The sequence below is a fragment of the Streptomyces sp. CA-111067 genome (assembly GCF_050956065.1).
In the GTDB taxonomy this organism is placed as follows: domain Bacteria; phylum Actinomycetota; class Actinomycetes; order Streptomycetales; family Streptomycetaceae; genus Actinacidiphila.
The window spans coordinates 1,362,736-1,382,133 of the sequence record NZ_CP192103.1; the positions used below are offsets into that span (position 1 = coordinate 1,362,736).

At 70.2% G+C, this 19,398-nt stretch carries 16 protein-coding genes, 1 pseudogene and 1 CRISPR repeat array (1 of these 18 only partly in view); of the genes and pseudogenes, 7 read left to right on the forward strand and 10 right to left on the reverse strand.

Features of this window, described 5'->3' with window-relative positions; genetic code table 11:
• Positions 1 to 1,335: direct repeats of the CRISPR family, unit length 29 nt; unit sequence GTGCTCTCCGCGCGAGCGGAGGTGAACCG (it extends 1,562 nt beyond the left edge of the window).
• A gap of 157 nt (positions 1,336 to 1,492) precedes the next feature.
• Entirely contained in the window at positions 1,493 to 2,416 is a 924-nt protein-coding gene (locus tag ACQPW6_RS05875) for a DUF5655 domain-containing protein (protein WP_433888466.1), read from the forward strand.
• Positions 2,417 to 2,721: 305 nt separating this feature from the next.
• Here ACQPW6_RS05875 and ACQPW6_RS05880 read toward each other — a convergent pair whose 3' ends face one another.
• The 6 genes from ACQPW6_RS05880 to ACQPW6_RS05905 all read right to left on the reverse strand — a co-directional run bounded on the left by ACQPW6_RS05880 (position 2,722) and on the right by ACQPW6_RS05905 (position 7,925).
• Positions 2,722 to 4,098 carry a PP2C family protein-serine/threonine phosphatase gene (locus ACQPW6_RS05880; protein ID WP_433888467.1) on the reverse strand — a complete coding sequence of 459 codons (1,377 nt, stop codon included), beginning with the start codon at positions 4,096 to 4,098 and terminating at the stop codon, positions 2,722 to 2,724.
• A 121-nt stretch (positions 4,099 to 4,219) separates the two neighbouring features.
• Positions 4,220 to 4,639 carry an anti-sigma regulatory factor gene (locus ACQPW6_RS05885; RefSeq protein WP_433888468.1) on the reverse strand — a complete coding sequence of 140 codons (420 nt, stop codon included), beginning with the start codon at positions 4,637 to 4,639 and terminating at the stop codon, positions 4,220 to 4,222.
• Positions 4,633 to 5,055 (reverse strand): STAS domain-containing protein, encoded by a 423-nt coding sequence (locus ACQPW6_RS05890; RefSeq protein WP_433888469.1) that lies wholly within the window; start codon positions 5,053 to 5,055, stop codon positions 4,633 to 4,635. The genes ACQPW6_RS05885 and ACQPW6_RS05890 overlap by 7 nt, the downstream gene beginning before the upstream one ends.
• Positions 5,052 to 5,906 carry an STAS domain-containing protein gene (locus ACQPW6_RS05895; RefSeq protein WP_433888470.1) on the reverse strand — a complete coding sequence of 285 codons (855 nt, stop codon included), beginning with the start codon at positions 5,904 to 5,906 and terminating at the stop codon, positions 5,052 to 5,054. The genes ACQPW6_RS05890 and ACQPW6_RS05895 overlap by 4 nt, the downstream gene beginning before the upstream one ends.
• Positions 5,907 to 6,573: 667 nt before the next feature.
• Positions 6,574 to 6,936 carry an STAS domain-containing protein gene (locus ACQPW6_RS05900; protein WP_433888471.1) on the reverse strand — a complete coding sequence of 121 codons (363 nt, stop codon included), beginning with the start codon at positions 6,934 to 6,936 and terminating at the stop codon, positions 6,574 to 6,576.
• A 95-nt stretch (positions 6,937 to 7,031) separates the two neighbouring features.
• Complete coding sequence (locus ACQPW6_RS05905) at positions 7,032 to 7,925, reverse strand: RNA polymerase sigma factor SigF (RefSeq protein WP_433888472.1); 894 nt, start codon at positions 7,923 to 7,925, stop codon at positions 7,032 to 7,034.
• 389 nt (positions 7,926 to 8,314) lie between these two features.
• Here ACQPW6_RS05905 and ACQPW6_RS05910 point away from each other — a divergent pair, with 389 nt between their 5' ends.
• The gene (locus ACQPW6_RS05910; RefSeq protein ID WP_433888473.1) at positions 8,315 to 9,637 is read left to right on the forward strand and encodes a hypothetical protein; all 1,323 of its coding nucleotides are present in this window, start codon (positions 8,315 to 8,317) and stop codon (positions 9,635 to 9,637) included.
• 227 nt (positions 9,638 to 9,864) lie between these two features.
• The gene (locus ACQPW6_RS05915; RefSeq protein ID WP_433888474.1) at positions 9,865 to 10,398 is read left to right on the forward strand and encodes a hypothetical protein; all 534 of its coding nucleotides are present in this window, start codon (positions 9,865 to 9,867) and stop codon (positions 10,396 to 10,398) included.
• Here ACQPW6_RS05915 and ACQPW6_RS05920 read toward each other — a convergent pair.
• The gene (locus tag ACQPW6_RS05920; protein WP_433888475.1) at positions 10,326 to 10,679 is read right to left on the reverse strand and encodes a hypothetical protein; all 354 of its coding nucleotides are present in this window, start codon (positions 10,677 to 10,679) and stop codon (positions 10,326 to 10,328) included. The genes ACQPW6_RS05915 and ACQPW6_RS05920 overlap by 73 nt on opposite strands.
• A gap of 26 nt (positions 10,680 to 10,705) precedes the next feature.
• The gene (locus ACQPW6_RS05925; RefSeq protein WP_433888476.1) at positions 10,706 to 12,397 is read right to left on the reverse strand and encodes a nickel/cobalt transporter; all 1,692 of its coding nucleotides are present in this window, start codon (positions 12,395 to 12,397) and stop codon (positions 10,706 to 10,708) included.
• 501 nt (positions 12,398 to 12,898) lie between these two features.
• Between ACQPW6_RS05925 and ACQPW6_RS05930 the strand changes: the two genes are divergently transcribed.
• From ACQPW6_RS05930 to ACQPW6_RS05940, 3 genes are all read left to right on the forward strand, one after another.
• Positions 12,899 to 14,596, forward strand: a complete 1,698-nt coding sequence (locus ACQPW6_RS05930; protein ID WP_433888477.1) for a DUF4331 domain-containing protein — start codon at positions 12,899 to 12,901, stop codon at positions 14,594 to 14,596.
• 107 nt (positions 14,597 to 14,703) lie between these two features.
• The gene (locus tag ACQPW6_RS05935; protein ID WP_433888478.1) at positions 14,704 to 15,381 is read left to right on the forward strand and encodes a class F sortase; all 678 of its coding nucleotides are present in this window, start codon (positions 14,704 to 14,706) and stop codon (positions 15,379 to 15,381) included.
• A complete protein-coding gene (locus tag ACQPW6_RS05940; RefSeq protein ID WP_433888479.1) occupies positions 15,378 to 16,697 on the forward strand; it encodes a tetratricopeptide repeat protein in 1,320 nt (439 codons plus the stop codon). Before ACQPW6_RS05935 ends, ACQPW6_RS05940 begins: the two co-directional genes overlap by 4 nt.
• Before the next feature lie 608 nt (positions 16,698 to 17,305).
• On the opposite strand, the gene ACQPW6_RS05945 is transcribed toward ACQPW6_RS05940, so the two are convergent.
• Positions 17,306 to 17,827, reverse strand: a complete 522-nt coding sequence (locus ACQPW6_RS05945) for a GNAT family N-acetyltransferase (RefSeq protein WP_433888480.1) — start codon at positions 17,825 to 17,827, stop codon at positions 17,306 to 17,308.
• 87 nt (positions 17,828 to 17,914) lie between these two features.
• Positions 17,915 to 18,722: pseudogene (locus ACQPW6_RS05950) on the reverse strand (transposase family protein).
• Between the two features lie 141 nt (positions 18,723 to 18,863).
• On the opposite strand from ACQPW6_RS05950, the gene ACQPW6_RS05955 reads away from it, so the two are divergent.
• Positions 18,864 to 19,121 (forward strand): STAS domain-containing protein, encoded by a 258-nt coding sequence (locus ACQPW6_RS05955; protein WP_433888481.1) that lies wholly within the window; start codon positions 18,864 to 18,866, stop codon positions 19,119 to 19,121.
• Positions 19,122 to 19,398: the final 277 nt, after the last annotated feature.

Here is a 19,398-nt window from a genome sequence, read left to right on the forward strand (position 1 = left end):
GCAGAGCCTCGCCGACGCACAGCGGTGCTCTCCGCGCGAGCGGAGGTGAACCGGGTCCGCGGCCACCGCATGGGTGCTGCCCGGGGTGCTCTCCGCGCGAGCGGAGGTGAACCGACCGCAGCGCCGCCCGTCTCGGCTACGTTCCCGTGCTCTCCGCGCGAGCGGAGGTGAACCGGCGACCGAGCAGGCCGCGCTGGCCAACAAGCAGTGCTCTCCGCGCGAGCGGAGGTGAACCGTTCAGCCCCGCCGTGCCGAACCTGACCTGGTCGTGCTCTCCGCGCGAGCGGAGGTGAACCAGCGGGTCAGCCCGGGGCGGCCGGTGTCGGGGAGGTGCTCTCCGCGCGAGCGGAGGTGAACCGGCGGTCGGCTACAAGGTCACCACTCTGCCGAAGTGCTCTCCGCGCGAGCGGAGGTGAACCGTGCTGCTCGGCTGCCCGTAGCAGCCCCCGAAAGTGCTCTCCGCGCGAGCGGAGGTGAACCGGTCACCTCAACCGGGTCGGGCCTCGTGACGGCGTGCTCTCCGCGCGAGCGGAGGTGGACCGGACGACGAGGAGACCGGCGACCTCCAGTTCGGGTGCTCTCCGCGCGAGCGGAGGTGAACCGCTCGTCAATCGGCTCTTCGGGAGTGGGGGGCTGTGCTCTCCGCGCGAGCGGAGGTGAACCGAGGCCGAGATGACCGCCACCGCCGAAACCGCCGTGCTCTCCGCGCGAGCGGAGGTGAACCGACCGCATCCGCCCGGCCTACGCCGCGCTCGTCGTGCTCTCCGCGCGAGCGGAGGTGAACCGTAAGAAAGGAGAACCGCATGTCCACTGTCGAGGTGCTCTCCGCGCGAGCGGAGGTGAACCGGGGTCCAAGAGCCGGCCCCGCGCGGGGGCCGTGTGCTCTCCGCGCGAGCGGAGGTGAACCGCCGCCCTCATCCGCGAGCGCCTGGACGCTGAGGTGCTCTCCGCGCGAGCGGAGGTGAACCGACGACGACTGACCCCCCAGCTCAGCACTCCTGGTGCTCTCCGCGCGAGCGGAGGTGAACCGGACCGTTCCTGGGTGACGAACCAACTGGCGCTGTGCTCTCCGCGCGAGCGGAGGTGAACCGGTGCGGGCCCGCGCCCGCGCTGAAGGCGGTCAGTGCTCTCCGCGCGAGCGGAGGTGAACCGACGCAGAGGCACGCCTGCTGGCCTACTACCGCGTGCTCTCCGCGCGAGCGGAGGTGAACCGTCACGCTGAGCCTGCGGCAGGTGGATGGCGTCGTGCTCTCCGCGCGAGCGGAGGTGAACCGCACTACCTCTCCGGCGGCGCCTTCCTCGCCGGGGGCTCTCCGCGCAAGCGGAGGTGAACTCCAGAGGGGGTGCTTCCTCATGCTTACCTCATGCCCACAACGCCAAGCTGTGGGGGGACCGACCCAAGTGGCGTTTTTAGCCTCCTGTGATCCGGAATACGAGATCATCCGTATGGATTAGCTCCCCTGTAGTAATCACGGGAGGAGGCGCGGGTGACGTGACGGACCTTAAGCTATTCCGCCTGGATGCCGCGAGCGGGGACGTGGAGTTGCGGGGCTCGACGGTAGCGCGTGAGGTGGAGCTGCAGCGTCGAGTTGAGGCGGGCATGGAGGCGATGCTCGGCATTCGGTTCCTGGCGTCGGAGTACCCGACGGGGCCGTGGCATCGGGGTCGGATTGACACCTTGGGTTTGGACGAGAACGGTGCTCCGGTAGTTGTGGAGTACAAGAAGGGTGCCGACAGCGGGGTCCTCAGCCAGGCTTCCTCCTACCTGTCGTGGCTTTGCTCGGCTCGGCATGAGTTCGAGGCGCTGGTGCGGGAGCGGCTTGGCGCCGAGGCGGTCGCGGAGGTTGACTGGCGGAACGCGCGGGCGGTATGCATCGCCAGCGACTTCTCGCGGCATGACCGGGTCGCGGTGTACGACAACCGCAGACGGATGGACCTGGTGCGTTATCGGGTCTTCGACGGCGGCTTGCTGAGCCTGATGCTGATCGAGTCCTCACCAGCTTCTGCCGGCACGGGACCGGCGTGGCAGCGCAGCCGGGAGGGGCAGGCGACGGCCAGTGTCGGTGGCCGCCTTCGAGCGGCGCCGACCAGCGTTCCCGAGTGCCTGCGGGACCTGTACGGCGAACTGGACGAGGCATTGACGGCATGGGGCGAGGTGGAGGTCGCCCCGCTTCGCCACTACATCGCCTACCGGCGGATGGTGAATCGTGCTTCGGTCCTCTTCCGTCCGTCGTTCGGGGTGATCCTGGTGTATCTCGCTCTCGACCCGAGCACGGTGGAGCTGGAGGTGGATTTCACGCGCGACATGCGCGATATCGGCCACCTCGGAACGGGTGACCTGGAGGTCCGCATCGCGTCAGCGGCCCACCTGGAGAAGGCGGGCCCACTGATCCGGCGGGCGTTCGAGGCGGCCTGACAACAAGGGGAAGGGCGGCTGGGTGCACCGGTTTCTCGCTCTTCACCGCGGCACCGCACGCACTGGCAGCCACGTCCCACAACCGGTCCACCGTGACGCCACGGTTCGGCGCGGTCACCGACGACGCGCTCCCTCCCGTATCCGAAGCACGCCTGGACATGGGGCTGTGAGCGTACAAACCGCTGCTGCGGAGTTGATCCCCGAGGGAGTCGTGCGAGCAGTCGAAGAAGCTCCGCGTCGTGGTCACGGCGTCGGGACTCGGAGCGGTGTCGCGATGGGCCGACCGGATTGACGTCACCTGCGCTTCACGAAGTGGGCGGTTCGGGGTTGAGGAGTACCCCGAGGACGACGATGTCGTCCTCGGGGTGTTTGCCGAAGGTTTCGATCAGCGAGTCGCACAGGGCCCCGGGACCGGTGGGGCCGGTGGCTATGGCGTCGCGGAGGAGGTCGAGGCGGTCGGCCAGGTCGGTGCCGCGGGTTTCGATGAGGCCGTCGGTGATCATCAGCAGATGGCTGCCTGGCGCAGTCTCGTAGGGCGTCGCGGCGGGATGCGGAAGGTTCAGGCCCAGGAGCGGTCCGTGGCGGTCGAGGTAGCGGGCCGCGCGCTCGGTCGTGACGAGCAGGGGCGGCAGGTGTCCGGCGTTGGCGACCTGGATGCTCTGGTTACCGGGTTCGACGAGGATGATGCACAGCGTCGCGGTCCAGCCCGGGTGATGCAGGCGCATCAGGTTGTCCAGGTGTTCCAGCAGGATGTTCGGTGGGTGGCCCTGGGCGGCATAGGCGCGCAGGGCGTGGCGCAGTTCGCCCATGACCATGGCGGCCTGCAAGGAGTGGCCGACGACGTCGCCGACCGCCAGCAGCAGGCCGTGTCGCGTCGGGACCGCTTCGTAGAAGTCGCCGCCGATCTCCGCGGTGACGGCGGCGGGCAGGTAGCGTACGGCCAGTTCCACGCCCGGCACGGCCGGGAGGTCGGCGGGCAGGAAGGTGCGCTGGAGCGTGAGGGCGAGTTCGTGCTCCTCGGTGAAGCGTTCGACCACGTCGTTGTGCTCGACGGTGAGTTCCGCGTAGAGCGCCATCACTCCGGTGTTGGTCTCGGTCAGTTCCTGGTTGAGCCGTTCCAGTTCGTCGCGCTGGGCGTGTGCTTCCTGCAGGGCGGCCAGCAGGTCGCGGGTCTGGGCCCGCAGGTCGTCGATGGCCGTGGCCGGGATCTCGCCGCGCACGGCCTCACGAATCCGCAGCGGATCACTGACAGTCGCCGGCAGCGGGTGGGTGATCTCGATCCGTCCGCCAGGCCCCCGCCCCGGTTCCTGCCCCTGCCGGGCGGGATCTGCCCCGTGGGCGGAAGAGGGGTGGTGGCGCGTCTGGGGCAGCAGGTGGGTGACGGCGGTCAGGGATTCGCCGCTGGGAGCACGGTCGTCGGGCCAGGACAGCGCGACTTCCAGCGCGGCCGGTGTCTGGTGAAGGGTGAAGACCACGGCCACCGCGTCGCCCGGTCGCAGCAGGTCGCGGCCCAGCTCGCTGAGCGCGGTGGCCAGGCGCACCTGGCCGCGTGCGTCGATGCCGACCGCTTCGGCCAGGGCCTTCGCGCGGCGCCTGAGGGCGAAGACGTCCTGCTCGGTTGCCAGGGATGTCGCCAGCAGTTCGCAGCCCCCGCGCGCGGACGTGCGAGCGGGCCACGTCACGAGGTCTCCTCGATGATCACCGCGCACGCGTCGTCGCAGGGCGTTCCGGCGTGCCGCCGCCGTCCTGGCCTGGCCTTGGCAGGGCTTGTCCGGAATGCCGACGGCGCGGCGGCAGGGGTGTTCACCGGGACCACTTAGTGACGGTGACCGTGGTTCCCGCGCCTACGGCGGTCTCCAGCACGAAGTCGTCTACCAGCCGCCTGGATCCGGAAAGGCCGAGCCCCATTCCCGAGCCGGAGGTCCAGCCGTCGGTCAGTGCCAGGTCCACATCGGGGATTCCAGGGCCCTGGTCGGCGAACACCAGCCTGATCCCGCGCCGGCCGTGCTCGGTGACCAGGGCAGCGGTCACGGTGCCCCCACCCCCGTAGACGAGGGTGTTGCGCGCGAGTTCACTGGCGGCGGTCACCAACTTCGTCTGTTCCACCAGGGACAGCTGACACTCGTGCGCCAGAGTACGTACGAGCTGTCGCGCCTGCACCACACTGTCGTTGGCGGTGATCGACAGGACGGTCGAGCCTGCGTGGTCCGGGGTCGTCACCATGATGCCGGGCTGGTTCGGACATCGCCCGCGTCCACTTCACGCTCGCCGCCGTGCCGGCGGGCACGGGCGCGTTCCAGGGCTTGAAGTCCGTTGTCGAGGTTCAGAGCGGTCTTCACGCCGCCCATCGACAGGCCGAGTTCGACCAGGGTGATCGCGACTGCCGGGCGCATGCCGACGACCACGGTCTCGGCGTCGAGCATGCGGCAGATCGACGCGATGGTGGCGAGCATCCGGCCGACGAAGGAGTCGACGATCTCGACCGCGGTGATGTCGATGACCACCCCGTAGGCGCCGGTCGTGATCACCTGGTCGGCGAGGTCGTCCTGAAGCTGCGTGACCGCGTTGTCGTCGAGGTCGGTCTGGATGGAGACCAGCAGCACCTTGCCGATCTGCAGGACCGGGATCTGATCGCTCATCGGGCCGCTACCGCGCCCTTGGTGGCGGCCAGGGTGGTGCCGGAGCGGCGCAGGGCGTGCCGCAGGGCGTCGGCCAGGGTCGCCTTGGTGGTGATGTCGCCGAAGTCGATGCCGAGCGCGACGATGGTCTGGGCTATCTGCGGGCGGATGCCGGATATCGTGCATTCCGCGCCCATCAGCCGGGCCGCGACCACGGTCTTCAGCAGGTGCTGGGCGACCTCGGTGTCCACCGCGGGCACGCCGGTGATGTCGATGATGGCCTGCTCGGAACCGGTGTCGAGCAGCGCCTGGAGCATCTTCTCCATCACCACCATCGTCCGCGCCGAGTCGAGCGTCCCGACCAGCGGCACACCGATCACGCCGTCCCAGAGCTTGACCACCGGAGTGGACAGCTCCAGCAGCTGCTCGGCCTGCGCGGTGATCAGCTCCTCGCGCGCCCCGGTGTACACCTCGATGGTGAACAGCCCCAGTGCGTCGAGCAGTCCGGTGAACGCGAGATAGGCCGGGACGTCGGTGTCCTGACCCCCGAGCGTCGACTCCAGGGCCTGCTTGAGGGAGAAGACGCTCAACGCGGTCTCGGTCGGGGTGAAGCCCTGCCGGGCCCGGCTCCGCGACAGCTCCGTGAGCAGGGCACGGACTTCGCCGTACGCCTCCCCCTGCGCGTCCAGACTGCCCTGTCCCAGCCCGCCCAGCAGCGCCGCGTACAGCTCATCCAGCTCGCGCCGCACCTCCGCCCGGCTGACCCTTCCGCCCAGCGCGCCCGACACCCGCGCCACCCACTCCGACGCCAGATCGTCCCCCGGGACCGAGAGCAGTCCCACCACACGGTTCGCCACATCTTCCGAAGCCACAGCGCCCACCCCTTGTCGTCCACGGGGCCAGGTGGCCTCGGACTCGAACACTAGGCCATGCCACGGCCCCTGGACCCCGGCCCCTGATATCGAGCCGCCGACCGTGACCGAGGCGGTCGGCGGTGGGTTCCCGGGGAAGGCGAGTACACAGCAATGCCGACGTACGGTCGCCTCGGGCGTGTGCGCGGCCTCAAGGACAGATACGGCGATGATGGGTTGTGACGGGACGGTTCCTCGCGGTGAGTTCGGAGCCGGGCCAGCTCGCTGCGGCACGTGACTGGGTCCGCGGCCAGGTGCAGGACTTCGCGTGGCCGACGCGGTGGCGGCCGGACGCCGATGAGGCAGTGCTGGTGGTCTCCGAACTGCTGACCAACGCACGGCGGTACGCGGGGGGAACGGTGGGGTTGTCGCTGGTGTTCGGGGCCAGGCGGCTGCGGATCGTGGTGAGCGACGACTCGCGCCGCCTTCCGGTCCCGCGATGGTCCGGTGGCGCCGGCGGGGGCTACGGCCTGCGTGTCGTCGGTGCGGTGGCCGGCGCATGGGGTTCGGTGCCCAAAGAGAACGGCAAGCAGGTCTGGGCGGACCTTACCGACGCCGGCTCGCGAGGGCCGGGCGTCCGATCGGTGCCGCCGACGCTCGCCGACATGCCCGGTGCGTGGGAACCGGGTCAGGACTGCTTGAGCTGCCCGTCGGCGATGACCGGGAACATCTCTCCGACTCCGGTGAGGTCCAGGATGCGCTGGACGCTGATGCTCACCGCCAGCAGGCGGACGCTTCCCGCTTGCTTCGCCGCCGCGCTGCGGGCCAGCAGCAAAGCCCTGAGGAAGGTCGAGTCCGCGAAGCTGACTCCGGCGAGGTCCAGGACGAGCTGAGGGTGGTGGTCGAGCGCCTGTTCCACGGCCTGATGCAGAGGGCCGATGCTGTCCAGATCCGATTCGCCCGCCACGGTGAGCACGGTTGGCTCGCCGAGTTCCACGGTCACCGTCAGCCTTGGCCTGTCGCCTACTGGTGGAACAGAGTCGGCGCTCATCCGTACTCCCGCTCTCGATCTTCTCCGACCCGGAAATCGTTCCCCTCATTACCCCCTACGGGCCTTGGGGGGAATAACGAATCGCTCCAGGTCACTCAGCGGTCGGTGAGCATCGCGTTGCGGAGCTTGGTGAGAGTGCGGGAGAGCATGCGGGAGATGTGCATCTGGGAGTAGCCGAGCTCTTCGCCGATCTCCGACTGGGTGAGTTCCCGACCGAACCGCATTTCGAGGATGGTGCGTTCGCGGTCATCGAGTTCGCCGAGCAGCGGGGCGAGGGCGTGGAAGTCCTCGACGAGTTCCATCGCAGGGTCGCAGGCCCCGATGGTGTCGGCGAAGGAGCGGTCAGAGCCGGAGTCGTCGGCCTCGCCGGCGGGGAGGTCGATGGAGCCGGCCGTGTAGCCGTTGGACGCCACCAAGCCCTCGATGACCTCTTCCTCAGGGATCTCGAGGTAGGCGGCGAGTTCGGCAACGGTGGGCGGGGCGTCCAGGACCGCGGTGAGGTGGTCGCGGGCCCTGGCCAACTCCACCCGCAGCTCCTGGAGACGCCGGGGTACGTGGACGGCCCAGGTGGTGTCGCGGAAGAAGCGCTTCATCTCGCCGACGATGTACGGGACGGCGAAGGTGGTGAACTCCACCTCGCGGCTGAGTTCGAAGCGGTCGATGGCCTTGATCAGCCCGACCGTACCGACCTGGATGATGTCCTCCCACTCCTGCGGACCCCGGCCGCGGAAGCGGCGGGCGCTGAAGTTGACCAGGGACATGTTCATCTCGATCAGCGTGTTCCGCGCGTACTGGTACTCCCGGGTGCCCTCTTCGAGGGACTGCAAACGGTCGAAGAAGACCTTCGTCAGCGACCGCGCGTCCTTCGGAGCGACCTTCCGCGCCTGCTCGATCCACGGCAGATCACCGGCGCTCGTGGCGGGAGAACACAAGGCGGCGGCCTGAGCCGCCTCGACGGACGATCCTGCGGACTGCGTGGATACGGTCACGTCATCACCTTTGAGTTGTCGGCCGGTCTATGCCCCCTACCCCCGGTCTGCATTGCCACACCTTGCACAGCACGCCGGCGCGATGCCGTTCACCGCGACTCGTTGCACGGTCGCTGCCGGCGCAGGGCAGACCTTCCACTTCCGCGAGGCGCCCACGCGCCACACGAGCGTGCCGGACGGGGAGCCGGCGGTTTCTGTCGGTGCGATGAGCGGCAGTGCGTTCTGGGCGGTTGGCGCGTGATACGACCTGAATTCCGGTGGCCTGCCGGCTGCCCAGGGGCTGGATGAGGCGTATGTCCGCTGGGTACGGATACGGCTGCCCAGGGGTCCGGACCGCGGGCGCCGGCACCCGGCGCCTCCGTGCCCGTGGTGAAGGTCGAGGTGGCGCGGTGGAGGCTCGGCACGGGATTCTGGCGCTGATGGGTTCGGGAGAGACCAGCCCAACGATGGTGACGCTTCACCGGGAGCTTGCCACGTCGTCGGGCCTCGGTCCGGATGCGGGAGCGGTCATTCTGGAGACGCCGTACGGCTTTCAGGTGAACCGGGACGACATCTCGGCGCGCGCCCGGCAGTATTTCCAGCGCAGTGTGGGCTTGGCCACCGCGGTGGTACCTGATGAGGTGCGGCTGACGTCGGTGGAGGCAGACCGAGACCGGCTGCGCGATCAGGTGCGCACGGCGGGATGGGTGTTCTCCGGCCCTGGCAGCCCTTCGTACGCGCTGGGCCGGTGGCGGGACCAGGGCTTGGGGCAGGTTCTGGTCGACCGGGTTCGGCGGGGGTACGGCGTGACGGTGATGGCTTCCGCGGCGGCGTGCACCGTGGGACTGGCCGCGCTGCCCGTCTACGAGGTCTACAAGGCCGGGCATCCGCCGGCGTGGTTGGACGGCTTGGACCTGTTGGGCGTTCTGGGGTTGGCGGTGGCGGTGATCCCGCACTACGACAATGCCGAGGGCGGTACCCACGACACCCGGTTCTGCTACCTCGGGGAGACCCGGCTGGCGGTGCTGGAGGAGGAACTGCCCGGCGGTAGCGCGGTGCTGGGTATCGACGAGCACACCGCGGTCGTCATCGACCTGGCTGATCGTGTCGCCCGGGTGTGGGGGAAGGGGGTGATGACCGTACGCCGCCACGGGGTCAGCACCGAGGTTCCCGCGGGGTCCGTCCTGCCGCTGGACGCGTTGCGGGGCCTGCTGGCCGGCACGGTGACCAGCGGCAGTACCGTCCCGCGGCAGTCCGCGGCCGGCCCCGATGACGCCCCTGCGGAGACAGGTGGTCCGGCAACGCTTCAGGAGACCGCGTCAGCTGCGGAGACCCGTTTCGCGACGGCCCGAGCGGCCGGCGACGCCGAGCGGATGGTCGAGGCGGTGCTCGACCTGGAGGACGCGATCACCCAGTGGGGCGCCGACACCGAGGAGGACGAGGGCGGGCAGCAATGGGCCCGCACCATCCTGCGCGGGATGCTTCGCCAACTGGCTCAGCCTGCCCGGCAGGGGATGGTGGAACCGGAGCGGACCCTCGGCCGGGTGCTCGACCCCTTGCTCGATCTGCGGAGGGAACTGCGCGTGCAGGGTGCGTACGAGCTCGCCGACCGGCTGCGCGCGTCCTTGGCCGCAGGGGGCGTCCAGCTCCGCGATGATGCCCGGGGCAGCCGTTGGCGGCTGCTCCCGGTCGAGCCGGAGCAATCCTCGGGCTCCGGCTCGCGGCTGCTGTGATCACCTGCCCGCCGCCCCGATAGCCATCAAAGAATGCAGGTGCACATCCATCGCAATAAGGTGACTGAAGGGCCGTCAACCCGTGTGCCGATGCCCTGCCACGACTCGGGAGGCGTCACATGAGGGCTGACCAGCCGGCTTGCCGCAGGCCGATCCGTCCGGTTCGCCAGTATCGTTCCGCCTGGCGCGGGCAGTCGGCGGGGACGCCACCGGCCGCCGCTCCCGCGGTGGTGATCGAGACGCTGCTCCTGCGGCACGACCAGACCGGCGGCTTCGCCTATCGCCGGCTGCACACCGGCCTCAGCCAGGGCAACGACCCGGACCGTACCGCCCGCCGCCTGGCGGGACTCGACGGCCACCAGGACGAGGACGGCGACGGCGACGGCCACCTTGTGCACTCGACGAGTTGGCGGGCCGGCCACGAGGGCGAGATCATCCTCACCTACCTCGTCCATCCGGACCCCGACCCGGCCCGGCCCGCTGTCGCTCTGGCGGACCCGCACGACGTGGCTCGCGGGGACCGGCCGGGCCGTCCGGCACCGCTGGACCTGACGCTCGACCATGTCGCGGCCCACGCGGTGAGGCATCTCGCGTTCCTGGCCCGCACCGATCCGACGGTCACGGCGTTCGCCGCCGCCCGACCCGCCATGCGGCGGGCGCTCGACATCATCCCGGGCGTCCCCGCGGGTCAGTTCCGGACTGCCGCCGGAGAGCCGCTGGCCGTGGGCGTCGGGCCGCCCGCTCCGCCGAGCCTGGCGTAGAGATCGGTCCACCGCTGGTCGGTACGGGTGGGGGGCTTGCCGTCGCAGAACGCCTTGCCACCGTTGGCGGTGTAGTAGCGCATCAACTCCAGGACCGACCGGGGGTCGGAGCGGGCGCCGGCGGTGTAACGCTCGGACGGCTGCTGGTTCTGGTGCACGCGGCAGGCGGGTGTCGCAGTGGCGTCCTGAGCGTTGAGGGCGCCGCCCCCCGAGTGCGCGCAGCCGCCGAGGGCCAGTGCGGCCAGCATCGCTGCTGCGGGGACGATCCGGCGATACGTCATGGAGGACTCCCTGGTGACGACGCGTGCTACAGGACGGTGGGCAGGCTGCGCGCCATCAGACCGAGGCCGACGACGAGGACGAGTGCCGCGGTCAGCAGCGCGGTGTACGGAGTGATCCGGCGCAGCCGCGCGAACAGCGGATGGTCCGCCAGCCTGCCCGCGCGACCGCCCAGCCGTACGAGCAGCAGGCCGACGGCCGTGAGGGTGCCCGCCATGCCGAGCCCGTAGGCCAGCACGAGGGTCGCCCCGAAAACGGTCCGGCCGAGGGCGATGGCACCGAGCAGTACGACCAGCGCCGACGGGCTCGGTACCAGGCCGCCGGCCACGCCGAGCCCGACCAGGCCGCGCGTGCTGAACGGCTGGGCGTCAGGGGTGGCCGACCCATGGCTGTGGTGGTGTCCGAACAGGCCGTGTCGGTGGGGCTTTCCGTGGTCGTGGGCGTGGTCATGGGCATGGCTGTGGTCGTGGGGTCGGCTGTGCCCGTGCCCGTGGTGGTGTCCGTCGTGGTGGTGAACCTGCTCGTGGTGGTGCTCGTGCCCGCCGCGCGCGTCGGTGTGGACGGCGGGCGCCTCCACCGGAAGGCCGCCGGCCGCGCCGACCAGGGCCGCCTGCGGGGTGCCGATCTCCGCGGCCTCCGCTCGCGGATGCCGGCCGGCCCGCCGGGAGCGCCGGGCCGCGTCCGCGAGCAGCGTCGCTCCGACCACGGCCACCAGCGCGCCGCTGACCACGCCGAGCCAGTTGAGCACCGTGTCGCCGGCCAGCGAGGAGAAGGTGGTCAGGCACAGGCCGAGTACCAGGACCCCGGCGGTGTGGGTGATCGTCACGGTCGCGCCGACGGTGACGGCGTCGCGGGTGCTCCCCCGCCGGCCGGCCAGGTAGGCGGCCATCACCGTTTTGCCGTGGCCGGGCAGGAGTGCGTGCCCGGCGCCCAGCACGATGGCGAGCAGGATCGCCAGCAGCCCGACCGGGACGGTCAGGTGCCGTGCGCCGCTGAGGGACGCCAGGTGCTGGGACAGCGCCTCCACCCGCCCGGTCAGGCCGCCGCCGAGCGCCGTGGAGGGCCTGTGGCCCTCGACTGTGGAGGCACCGCTGCCGTTGACGGCGGTGAACCGGGCGCTGGTGTCGCCGCGCGGGGTCGAGAGGAGATCGCGCGGGTAGTTGCGCAGTTCGTCGGTGACCGACGAGGCCGCCGCGGTGGAGTGCTGGAGGTGGGTTCCCGCGCCCTTCGCGGTGATCTCGTTCCAGCCGACCCGGCCGGCGTCGGCGCCGGTGGCGACCGTGACCTGCACCGGGCCGTCGGCCAGATCCAGCGGAGCGTGCAGCCGGCACTCCAGGCGGCTGGTGCGCAGTCCGGCCTGGCCGGGCCGGTAGTCGAAGCTGGCCGAGGCGACCGTCCAGTTCAGGCGGTTCGGGGCGGTGACCGCGAGCTTGCCGGCCGTCTCGGCGCAGCGGGCGGTGGCCCAGGCGGCGCGTTCGGGCCGGCTCTGCACGCCGTCTCCGTCGGTGTCCACCGCGGGAGCGGCCTGGAGGGTGGGAATCTCCGCGGTGTCGGTGACCGCCAGCGCGTCGAGGCGGTCGGAGTGCACGGTGAACCCGGTGTAGTGGTTGATCGAGAAGTTGCCCAGCGGATGGGCCTGCGCGCCGGTGGCGGCCGCGAGTACCCACAGGGCGCTGCCGACCCACACGGCCGCGAGGCGCGCAAGGTGACGCGATGCCATATGACGCTCCGGGGACGGGGATCGGCCCGGCGGGCCCGACACGAGGCGACGGCCCGCGTGCCGAGGTGACGCGGACCGGGAGCCACTCACGTACCCGGCCTGGGCGTTCCCCCCACCTGACGCGAATCCGGACTCACCCGTGCGGCTCACCACTCCTACCGGGCTGGCGCAGCGGCGTCACCCCACCGATGGCACCGGCGTTCGTCCTTTCGTTCCGGATGCCCGGGCAGCCGACGTGAGTGCGTGCGGGAGCCGCTTCGTTGAGCCGGTTGGCGCACCATGTGGCCCTGTGTGACCCCTTTCGGACCCGGCGCGTTGCACGGTCCGTTCGACCATGGTGCTTTATATGCAGCTTAAGCCTTATATCGGACTTAACTGGACCCGGTCGCCGTCCTTGCGCGGCGCCGCCGGCCGGATTCCGTTCAGGGCTGAGGCATCTGCCACTCGCCGCCGTCTCGCCCTCAGCAGGGGGCTGCGGCCCTCACCTGGAACGGACGATCCATGCGCTCCTCGCACCTCCTGCCCCGCCGAAGGCGCGGCCGCGCCGCCGAACGATCCCTGGCCACCGCCGGTCTGCTGGCCCTGGTGTCCTCCGTGGTCCTGACCGGACTGACACCGGGCGTCAGCTCCGCCTCCAGCCACCGCGAGGCTCCGCTGATCGCCGGCGACCCCAAGGCCGACAACACCGACGTCTACGCGTTCACCAGCCCGGACAACCCGGACACGGTGACGATGGTGGCGAACTGGATCCCGTTCGAGGAGCCCAACGGCGGCCCGAACTTCTACCCGTTCGCCAATGACGCCCACTACAACATCAAGATCGACGCCGACGGAGACGGCAAGGCCGACACCACCTACACCTGGACATTCACCGACCACTACCGCGACGACGCCAACCAGTTCCTCTACAACACCGGCGTCGTGAACAACCTGGACGACCCCACCCTGAACTTCCGCCAGACGTACTGCCTGACCGTCACCGACGCGGCGGGCAACACCAAGACGCTACTCAAGGACGTCCCCGCGGCGCCCTCCAACGTCGGCAAGGCGTCGATGCCCGACTACGCGGCGCTGCGCAAGCAGGCCACCCTGCAACTCCCCGACGGCGGCCAGACCTACGCCGGACAGGCGTCCGACCCCTTCTTCCTGGATCTGCGGGTCTTCGACCTCCTCTACGGCGGCAACCTCAAGGAGAGCGGCCACAACACGCTGGCCGGCTACAACGTCAACACCATCGCCCTCCAGGTCCCCAAGTCGGCGCTCGCCCTGAAGGGTGACGCCACCCGCAACCCGGTGATCGGCGTCTGGTCCACCACCGACCGGCAGGGCGCGGCGGTCGCGGCTCCGTCCGGCAAGGGCGACGAGGGCACGGCGTCCAAGGGCAACCAGGCCGCCGCGGCCCCGCAGGACCAGGGCAAGGGCGGTCCCCCGATGCCCGACAAGGGCGGCGAGTCCGGCTGGCACCAGGTCTCCCGACTGGGCAACCCGCTGGTCAACGAGGTCGTCGTCCCGCTGAAGTACAAGGACGCCTTCAACACCCTCAACCCCGACCAGGACCACACCGTGCAGCCGGTCGTGGACAAGGTCCTGGACCCGATCGTGCCCAAGCTCATCCAGAGCATCTACGGCATCCCGGCCCCCGCGACCCCGCGCAAGGACCTCGCCGAGATCTTCCTGTCCGGTATCTGCAAGGCATGCGGGCCGATCCAGGCCGACCTCAACTCGCAGCTGCTGAACGCCGACGTCGACAAGAAGGCGTTCACCCCGTCGGAGGAGCTGCGGCTGAACATGGCCGTCGCGCCCGCCGCCAACCCCAACCGGCTCGGTGTCCTCGGTCAGGACCTGGCCGGCTTCCCCAACGGCCGCCGGCTCGACGACGACGTCGTGGACATCGAACTCCAGGCCCTGGAAGGCGCCGCGCAGACCGGCAAGATCGTTCCCGCGCTGGCCGCCGGTGACGCGGTGGACGCCCCCTACCGCCAGCCCGGTACGACCTTCCCGTACGTGGCGCTGCCCAACACCGCCGCGGTCAACCAGGCCGACTCGCTGCACCCCGACGGCGGCGTCGGCGCCGGCCTCGGCGGCACCGCGTTCCACGGCGGCTTCCCCACCGTTCCGGTGACCGCCCTCGGCGGCGGCGCCCTGCTGGCCACCGCCGGTCTGCTCGCCCTGCGCCGCAGGCGCGCCGACCGGGTGTGACCGCCCCTGCCACGGCCGGTCGCCCGCCCTCCGTACCGGGGGGCGGGCGACCGCAGCGCGCCCGCCACAGGTTCCGCCCCGCCCGGCCCTGGCGGCTGATCACCGCCATGGGCGTCCTCGCCGGCATCGGCATGATGACCGCCGGCGCCTGCGCGCTGCTCACCGACCGGCCCCCCGCCACCACCCGCGTCGATGTCGGCACCCTGCCGGTGCCCGCGACCGCCGGCGGCCACGCCGCGGCCATGCCCCCGGCCGCGCCCGCCGAGGCCGCTGCCCCGGTACGGATCCGCATCCCTAGCATCGGCCTGGACCGCACCCTGACCGGCCTCCAGGTCATGCAGGACGGCCACCTCGGCGTGCCCGACAACCCCGGCCAGGTCGGATGGTGGAGCGACGGCCCGCGCCCCGGCGATCCGGGCGCCGCCATCGTCGTCGGCCACGTCGACTCCCTCACCGGCCCGGCGGCCTTCTACGGCCTGTCCACACTGCGGCCCGGCAACTCCATCACCATCGACCGGGCCGACCACACCCACATCGTCTTCACCGTCCAGGCCCTGCGGCAGTACGAGAAGGACGCGTTCCCCGACGACCAGGTCTACGCGACCACCGGGCCGCCCACCCTGCGGCTGATCACCTGCGGCGGCACCTACGCAGGACCGGCGGGCGGCTACCTCGACAACATCGTCGTCTACGCCACTCCCGCCGCGCCACGCCCCGCGCGCCCGTCCGGTGCCGCCCCCAAGGCCCTCCCCACCCCTCAGACCCCACAACGGAGCGGGAATTGACCAAGTCCCCACGCCGGCGCCCCGAGCGCCGGCGTCACCTGCGGTCCGCCGCCACCACCACCGTCCTCGGCGTGGGACTCTTCCTCGCCGGCGGCATCGGCCTCGCGCCCTGGCCGGTGACCGGCGCCGACCACGCCGCGGGCTCCCCGGGCGGGACCGGAGCTCCCGCCGCCGACCCGCTCGCGCAGGACATCACCGGCGTCCAGGCCCACCTGCGGCAGGACCCGCACGACGCCGTCGCGCTCGGCACCCTGGGCCTGGACTACGTCCAGCAGGCCAAGAACACCGCCGACCCCACGTACTACCCCAAGGCCGAAGCGGTGCTGAAGCAATCGCTCGCGGTGGACGCCACCGACAACTTCACCGCGATGGGCGGCATGGCAGCCCTGGAGGCCGGCCGACACGACTTCGCCCAGGCCCTGGTCTGGTCCCGCAAGGCCGTAGCGGTCAACCCGTACAACTCCTCGCTGTACGGCACCCTCGCCGACGCCTACACCCAGCTCGGCCGCTACGACGAGGCCGCCGACGCCGTGCAGCGCATGGTCGACCTCAGGCCCGGCGCACCCTCACTGGCACGGGCGTCCTACGTGGCCGAACTGCGAGGCGACATCGGCACCGCCCGCACCGACATGCGTCGCGCCCTCGATGACTCCGCGGGCCCGGCCGACCAGGCATTCGCCCACTACTACCTCGGCGAACTCGCCTTCAACAACGGCGACCCCGCCACCGAACTGGCCGAAGCCGAGGCCGGCCTCCGGGTCGCACCGACCTACGCCTCGCTCTACCAGGCCAAGGCCAGAGCCGAGGCCGCGCTCGGCAAGACCGACGCCGCCCTCGCCGACCTCAACCGGGCCGTGCAGCAAGTCCCACAACCCGAATATCTCCTCCAGCTCGGCGAGCTGTACCAGTCGCTCGGCCGCACCCGCGAGGCCGACCAGCAGTACCAGGTGTTCCGCGCGGAACAGAGCCTCTTCGCCACCAACGGCGTCGCCCTGGACGCCGACGCCGCGCTCTTCGAGGCCGACCACGGCAACGCCCAGCGCGCCCTGTCCATCGCCCGCAAGGGCGTGAAGACGCGCCCCTTCCTCGACACCCACGACGCCCTCGCCTGGGCCCTGCACGTCAACGGCCGCGACCGCGAAGCCCTGGCCGAAAGCGACCGCTCCCTCGCCCCCGGCAACCGCAACGCCCTGTTCCGCTACCACCGCGCCATGATCGAGAAATCCCTCGGAGACACCGACGCGGCACACACCGACCTCGCGACAGCCATGGCCATCAACCCCCACTTCAGCCCGCTGTACGCCCCCAAGAAGTGATCGCCATATAAGGGTTCACACAATGAGTTGACCTGTCCCAGGGTGATCAGGCAGCAGGCGAGTTCGAGGAAGACTTCGTGAATGCCCCTGCCGCCGCCTCACTCGAAAGACTTTCCGAGAGTCACAGCGCCTGGGGACCGCCGTCTGGCTGCCGAGCGCAGAATTACGCGCTCTGTGGGCCCGCAGACGCGGGAGCACGTAAGAAAGGGCGACCATCGGCGCTGCTGTCACCCTGCTCGACGCGCTCGCCGTCCGGGAAGGTGGGTCCCGGTCCCTGGCTGACGGCCTCCGCAGCCAGATCAACGAACTGCAGGCTCGACCGCGAGAGTCCGACACCTCCCCGGCGCATGAGGAGGGACGGTCGTCCTCATTGATCTGGTCCAGCGCTGCTCTCTGTCATGAGCCTGTGGACTGTGTGCTGGGAGCATTCTGACGACCAGTGGTTTCCTGTCACTTGATCTTGAGCGTACGAATCGATCGAGGGTTGTCGCAGATCCCATGACGTCGCCATTGATCAGGTCGGCGGCTCAGTTCCCGTAATCGATGGAGTCAGTGAGGTTTTCTCAGCGGTGATCGTTCGTCTAGGGTGATCTGGTCCCCGTGCAGACTCAACTGAGGTTGTCGGTCGGTTTCCGGACCATGCGCACGTTCGGCAGTTTGCCTTGCCAGAGCTCTCGCTCGCCTGTGGCCTTGAACCCGTAGCGTTGGTAGAAGCGGATCGCGCGCTCGTTGTAGTCAGTGACCCACAGGCGCATAGGTGTGCGCCTTGCCCAGGTGAAGAACTCGCCCATCAGTCGGCCTCCGATCCCCCGGCCCTGGACTTCCTCCAGCAGGTACATCGGCCCGAGGGTGACCACCTCGTCCCGGCGACCGCAAAGGAAGCCGACGATCTCCCTCTCGGAGCGGACGACACGGCAGAACAGCAGATCCGGCTGCTGCCTCGCCGCATCGATGAACTCCCGCCACTGGGAGATTCCCTCCTCCGAGGCAGAAGGGCCGCGGTGTTCACGGATCCAGTTCTCATCAATCCCCGCGTCCTCGCAGGGATACGTCTGCAGCCAGACCCTCAACTGCAGCGGGCCCAGGGAGCCGGCGTCGTCGGCATCGGGAGCTTCGATCACGTGGGTCATGGGGACCATCCTCGACGACGCCCCCCGAGCGGCTCGCGCGATTTTTCGATCCCGTCGCCGCGGGTCACAGTCCTGACTCGGAGCGGATCACTTCCAGATTCCATTGAGGACGAGGGCCGCGCCGGCGATGTCGCCGATCCGGCTGGGGCTGAGCGTGACGTACTGGAGGGTGCGCCATCGCTGCTTGAGCTCGGCGGCGGTGCGCTCGCCCAGGGCCCGGACGTGCCGGAGCAGGATGTTGAACATGCGGGTGTCGACGTAATGTGCCTGTTCGGACTTGCCCTTTGGACGGCGGACGGGGATCAGGATGCCGATACCCGCGCCGATGTAGCCCTTGTCCGCCAGGGTCGGCAGGCCGTCGGCGCCGCCCTGTAGAGGGCGGGGAGTGCATGGATGCGGGCTGCGGTGATGTCAGGGACGCTGCCGGGCTCGACATCGGAGACCCACAGCGGGGTGCCGTCCGGCGCGGACAGGAACTGGATGTTGCCGGCGAATGCCTTGTGTTTCTGGCTGAACCACAGATCGTTGCCGTTCTCGCGGACGCCCGTGAGGCGGTCCGATTCGATCAGGGTGCCGTCGAGGATCACGTGCGTCACGCCCTCGTGCTGACAACCGTTCAGAACGTCGTGCAGGTCGGGGCCTGGTCGGCGAGGACGTCGATGCCCTCGTGCAGGTAGCGGTAGCCGGTGGCCTGGGAGACCACGGCGTCGCGGATCAGGCAGTGCACGCAGCCGCGCTCGCGGAACCAACGCAGCACCAACACAGCCTGTCGGAAGGGTCCGAGCGCCCGGGAGCCCTTCGGGGTGCCGATCCGGCGACGGTGGGCGGCCAGGTGACGGGCGAGGAACTCGACGACGTGGCGTGGGACGTCGAGCGTGGCAACATAGGTGACCAACGTAAGGCCTCTGGTTGAGTGGACGATCTTGTGAGAGAGACCTGTCCTACCAGGGGCCTCGCGTCTGTCCGCGACCGGGACCCCCGCTCCGTCCGCACGGTTCACATCACTTCGCGAAGATCAATCGTTGAGAAAACCTCAGTGATCCCGGGGCTGGCTCTTGAGGAGGGCCGGCAGCTCCTCGTCGACCTCGGCGGACTCACCTTCTGCGACTCCAGCGGCATCACCGTCCTGATCGCCGCCCGCAACGTCGCGCTCGCCGCCCGCTCCACCATCGCCCTGGCTGCCGTCCCCAACAGGGTCAAACGGATGTTCAGCATCGCCGGCCTGGACCAGGTCTTCTCCACCCACCCCACCGTCGAGGCGGCCGAAGCCGCTTGGACGCCCCCGGCCGGCTGACTGGCACACCGGCAGCGACACCCACCCGGCCCAGCTGGAGCGCGCCGATCCCATCGGCCCAATTCAGTCACCCGGGCGCAGGTTGTGCGCGTCGTCCGCCGGCCGTGACCACGAGATCTACCGTGACTAGGTACGAGATGCCGCATCGCGCCGCCCATCGCACGACGCGACACCCGGCACGGCACTGGCCTGGGCACGGTAGGTGTCGTGGCCGTAGCCGCGGTCCGCGGACAGAGAGTCCGGCTCTCGGCTCTCGATGTGCCAGCCGCCCTTCCTC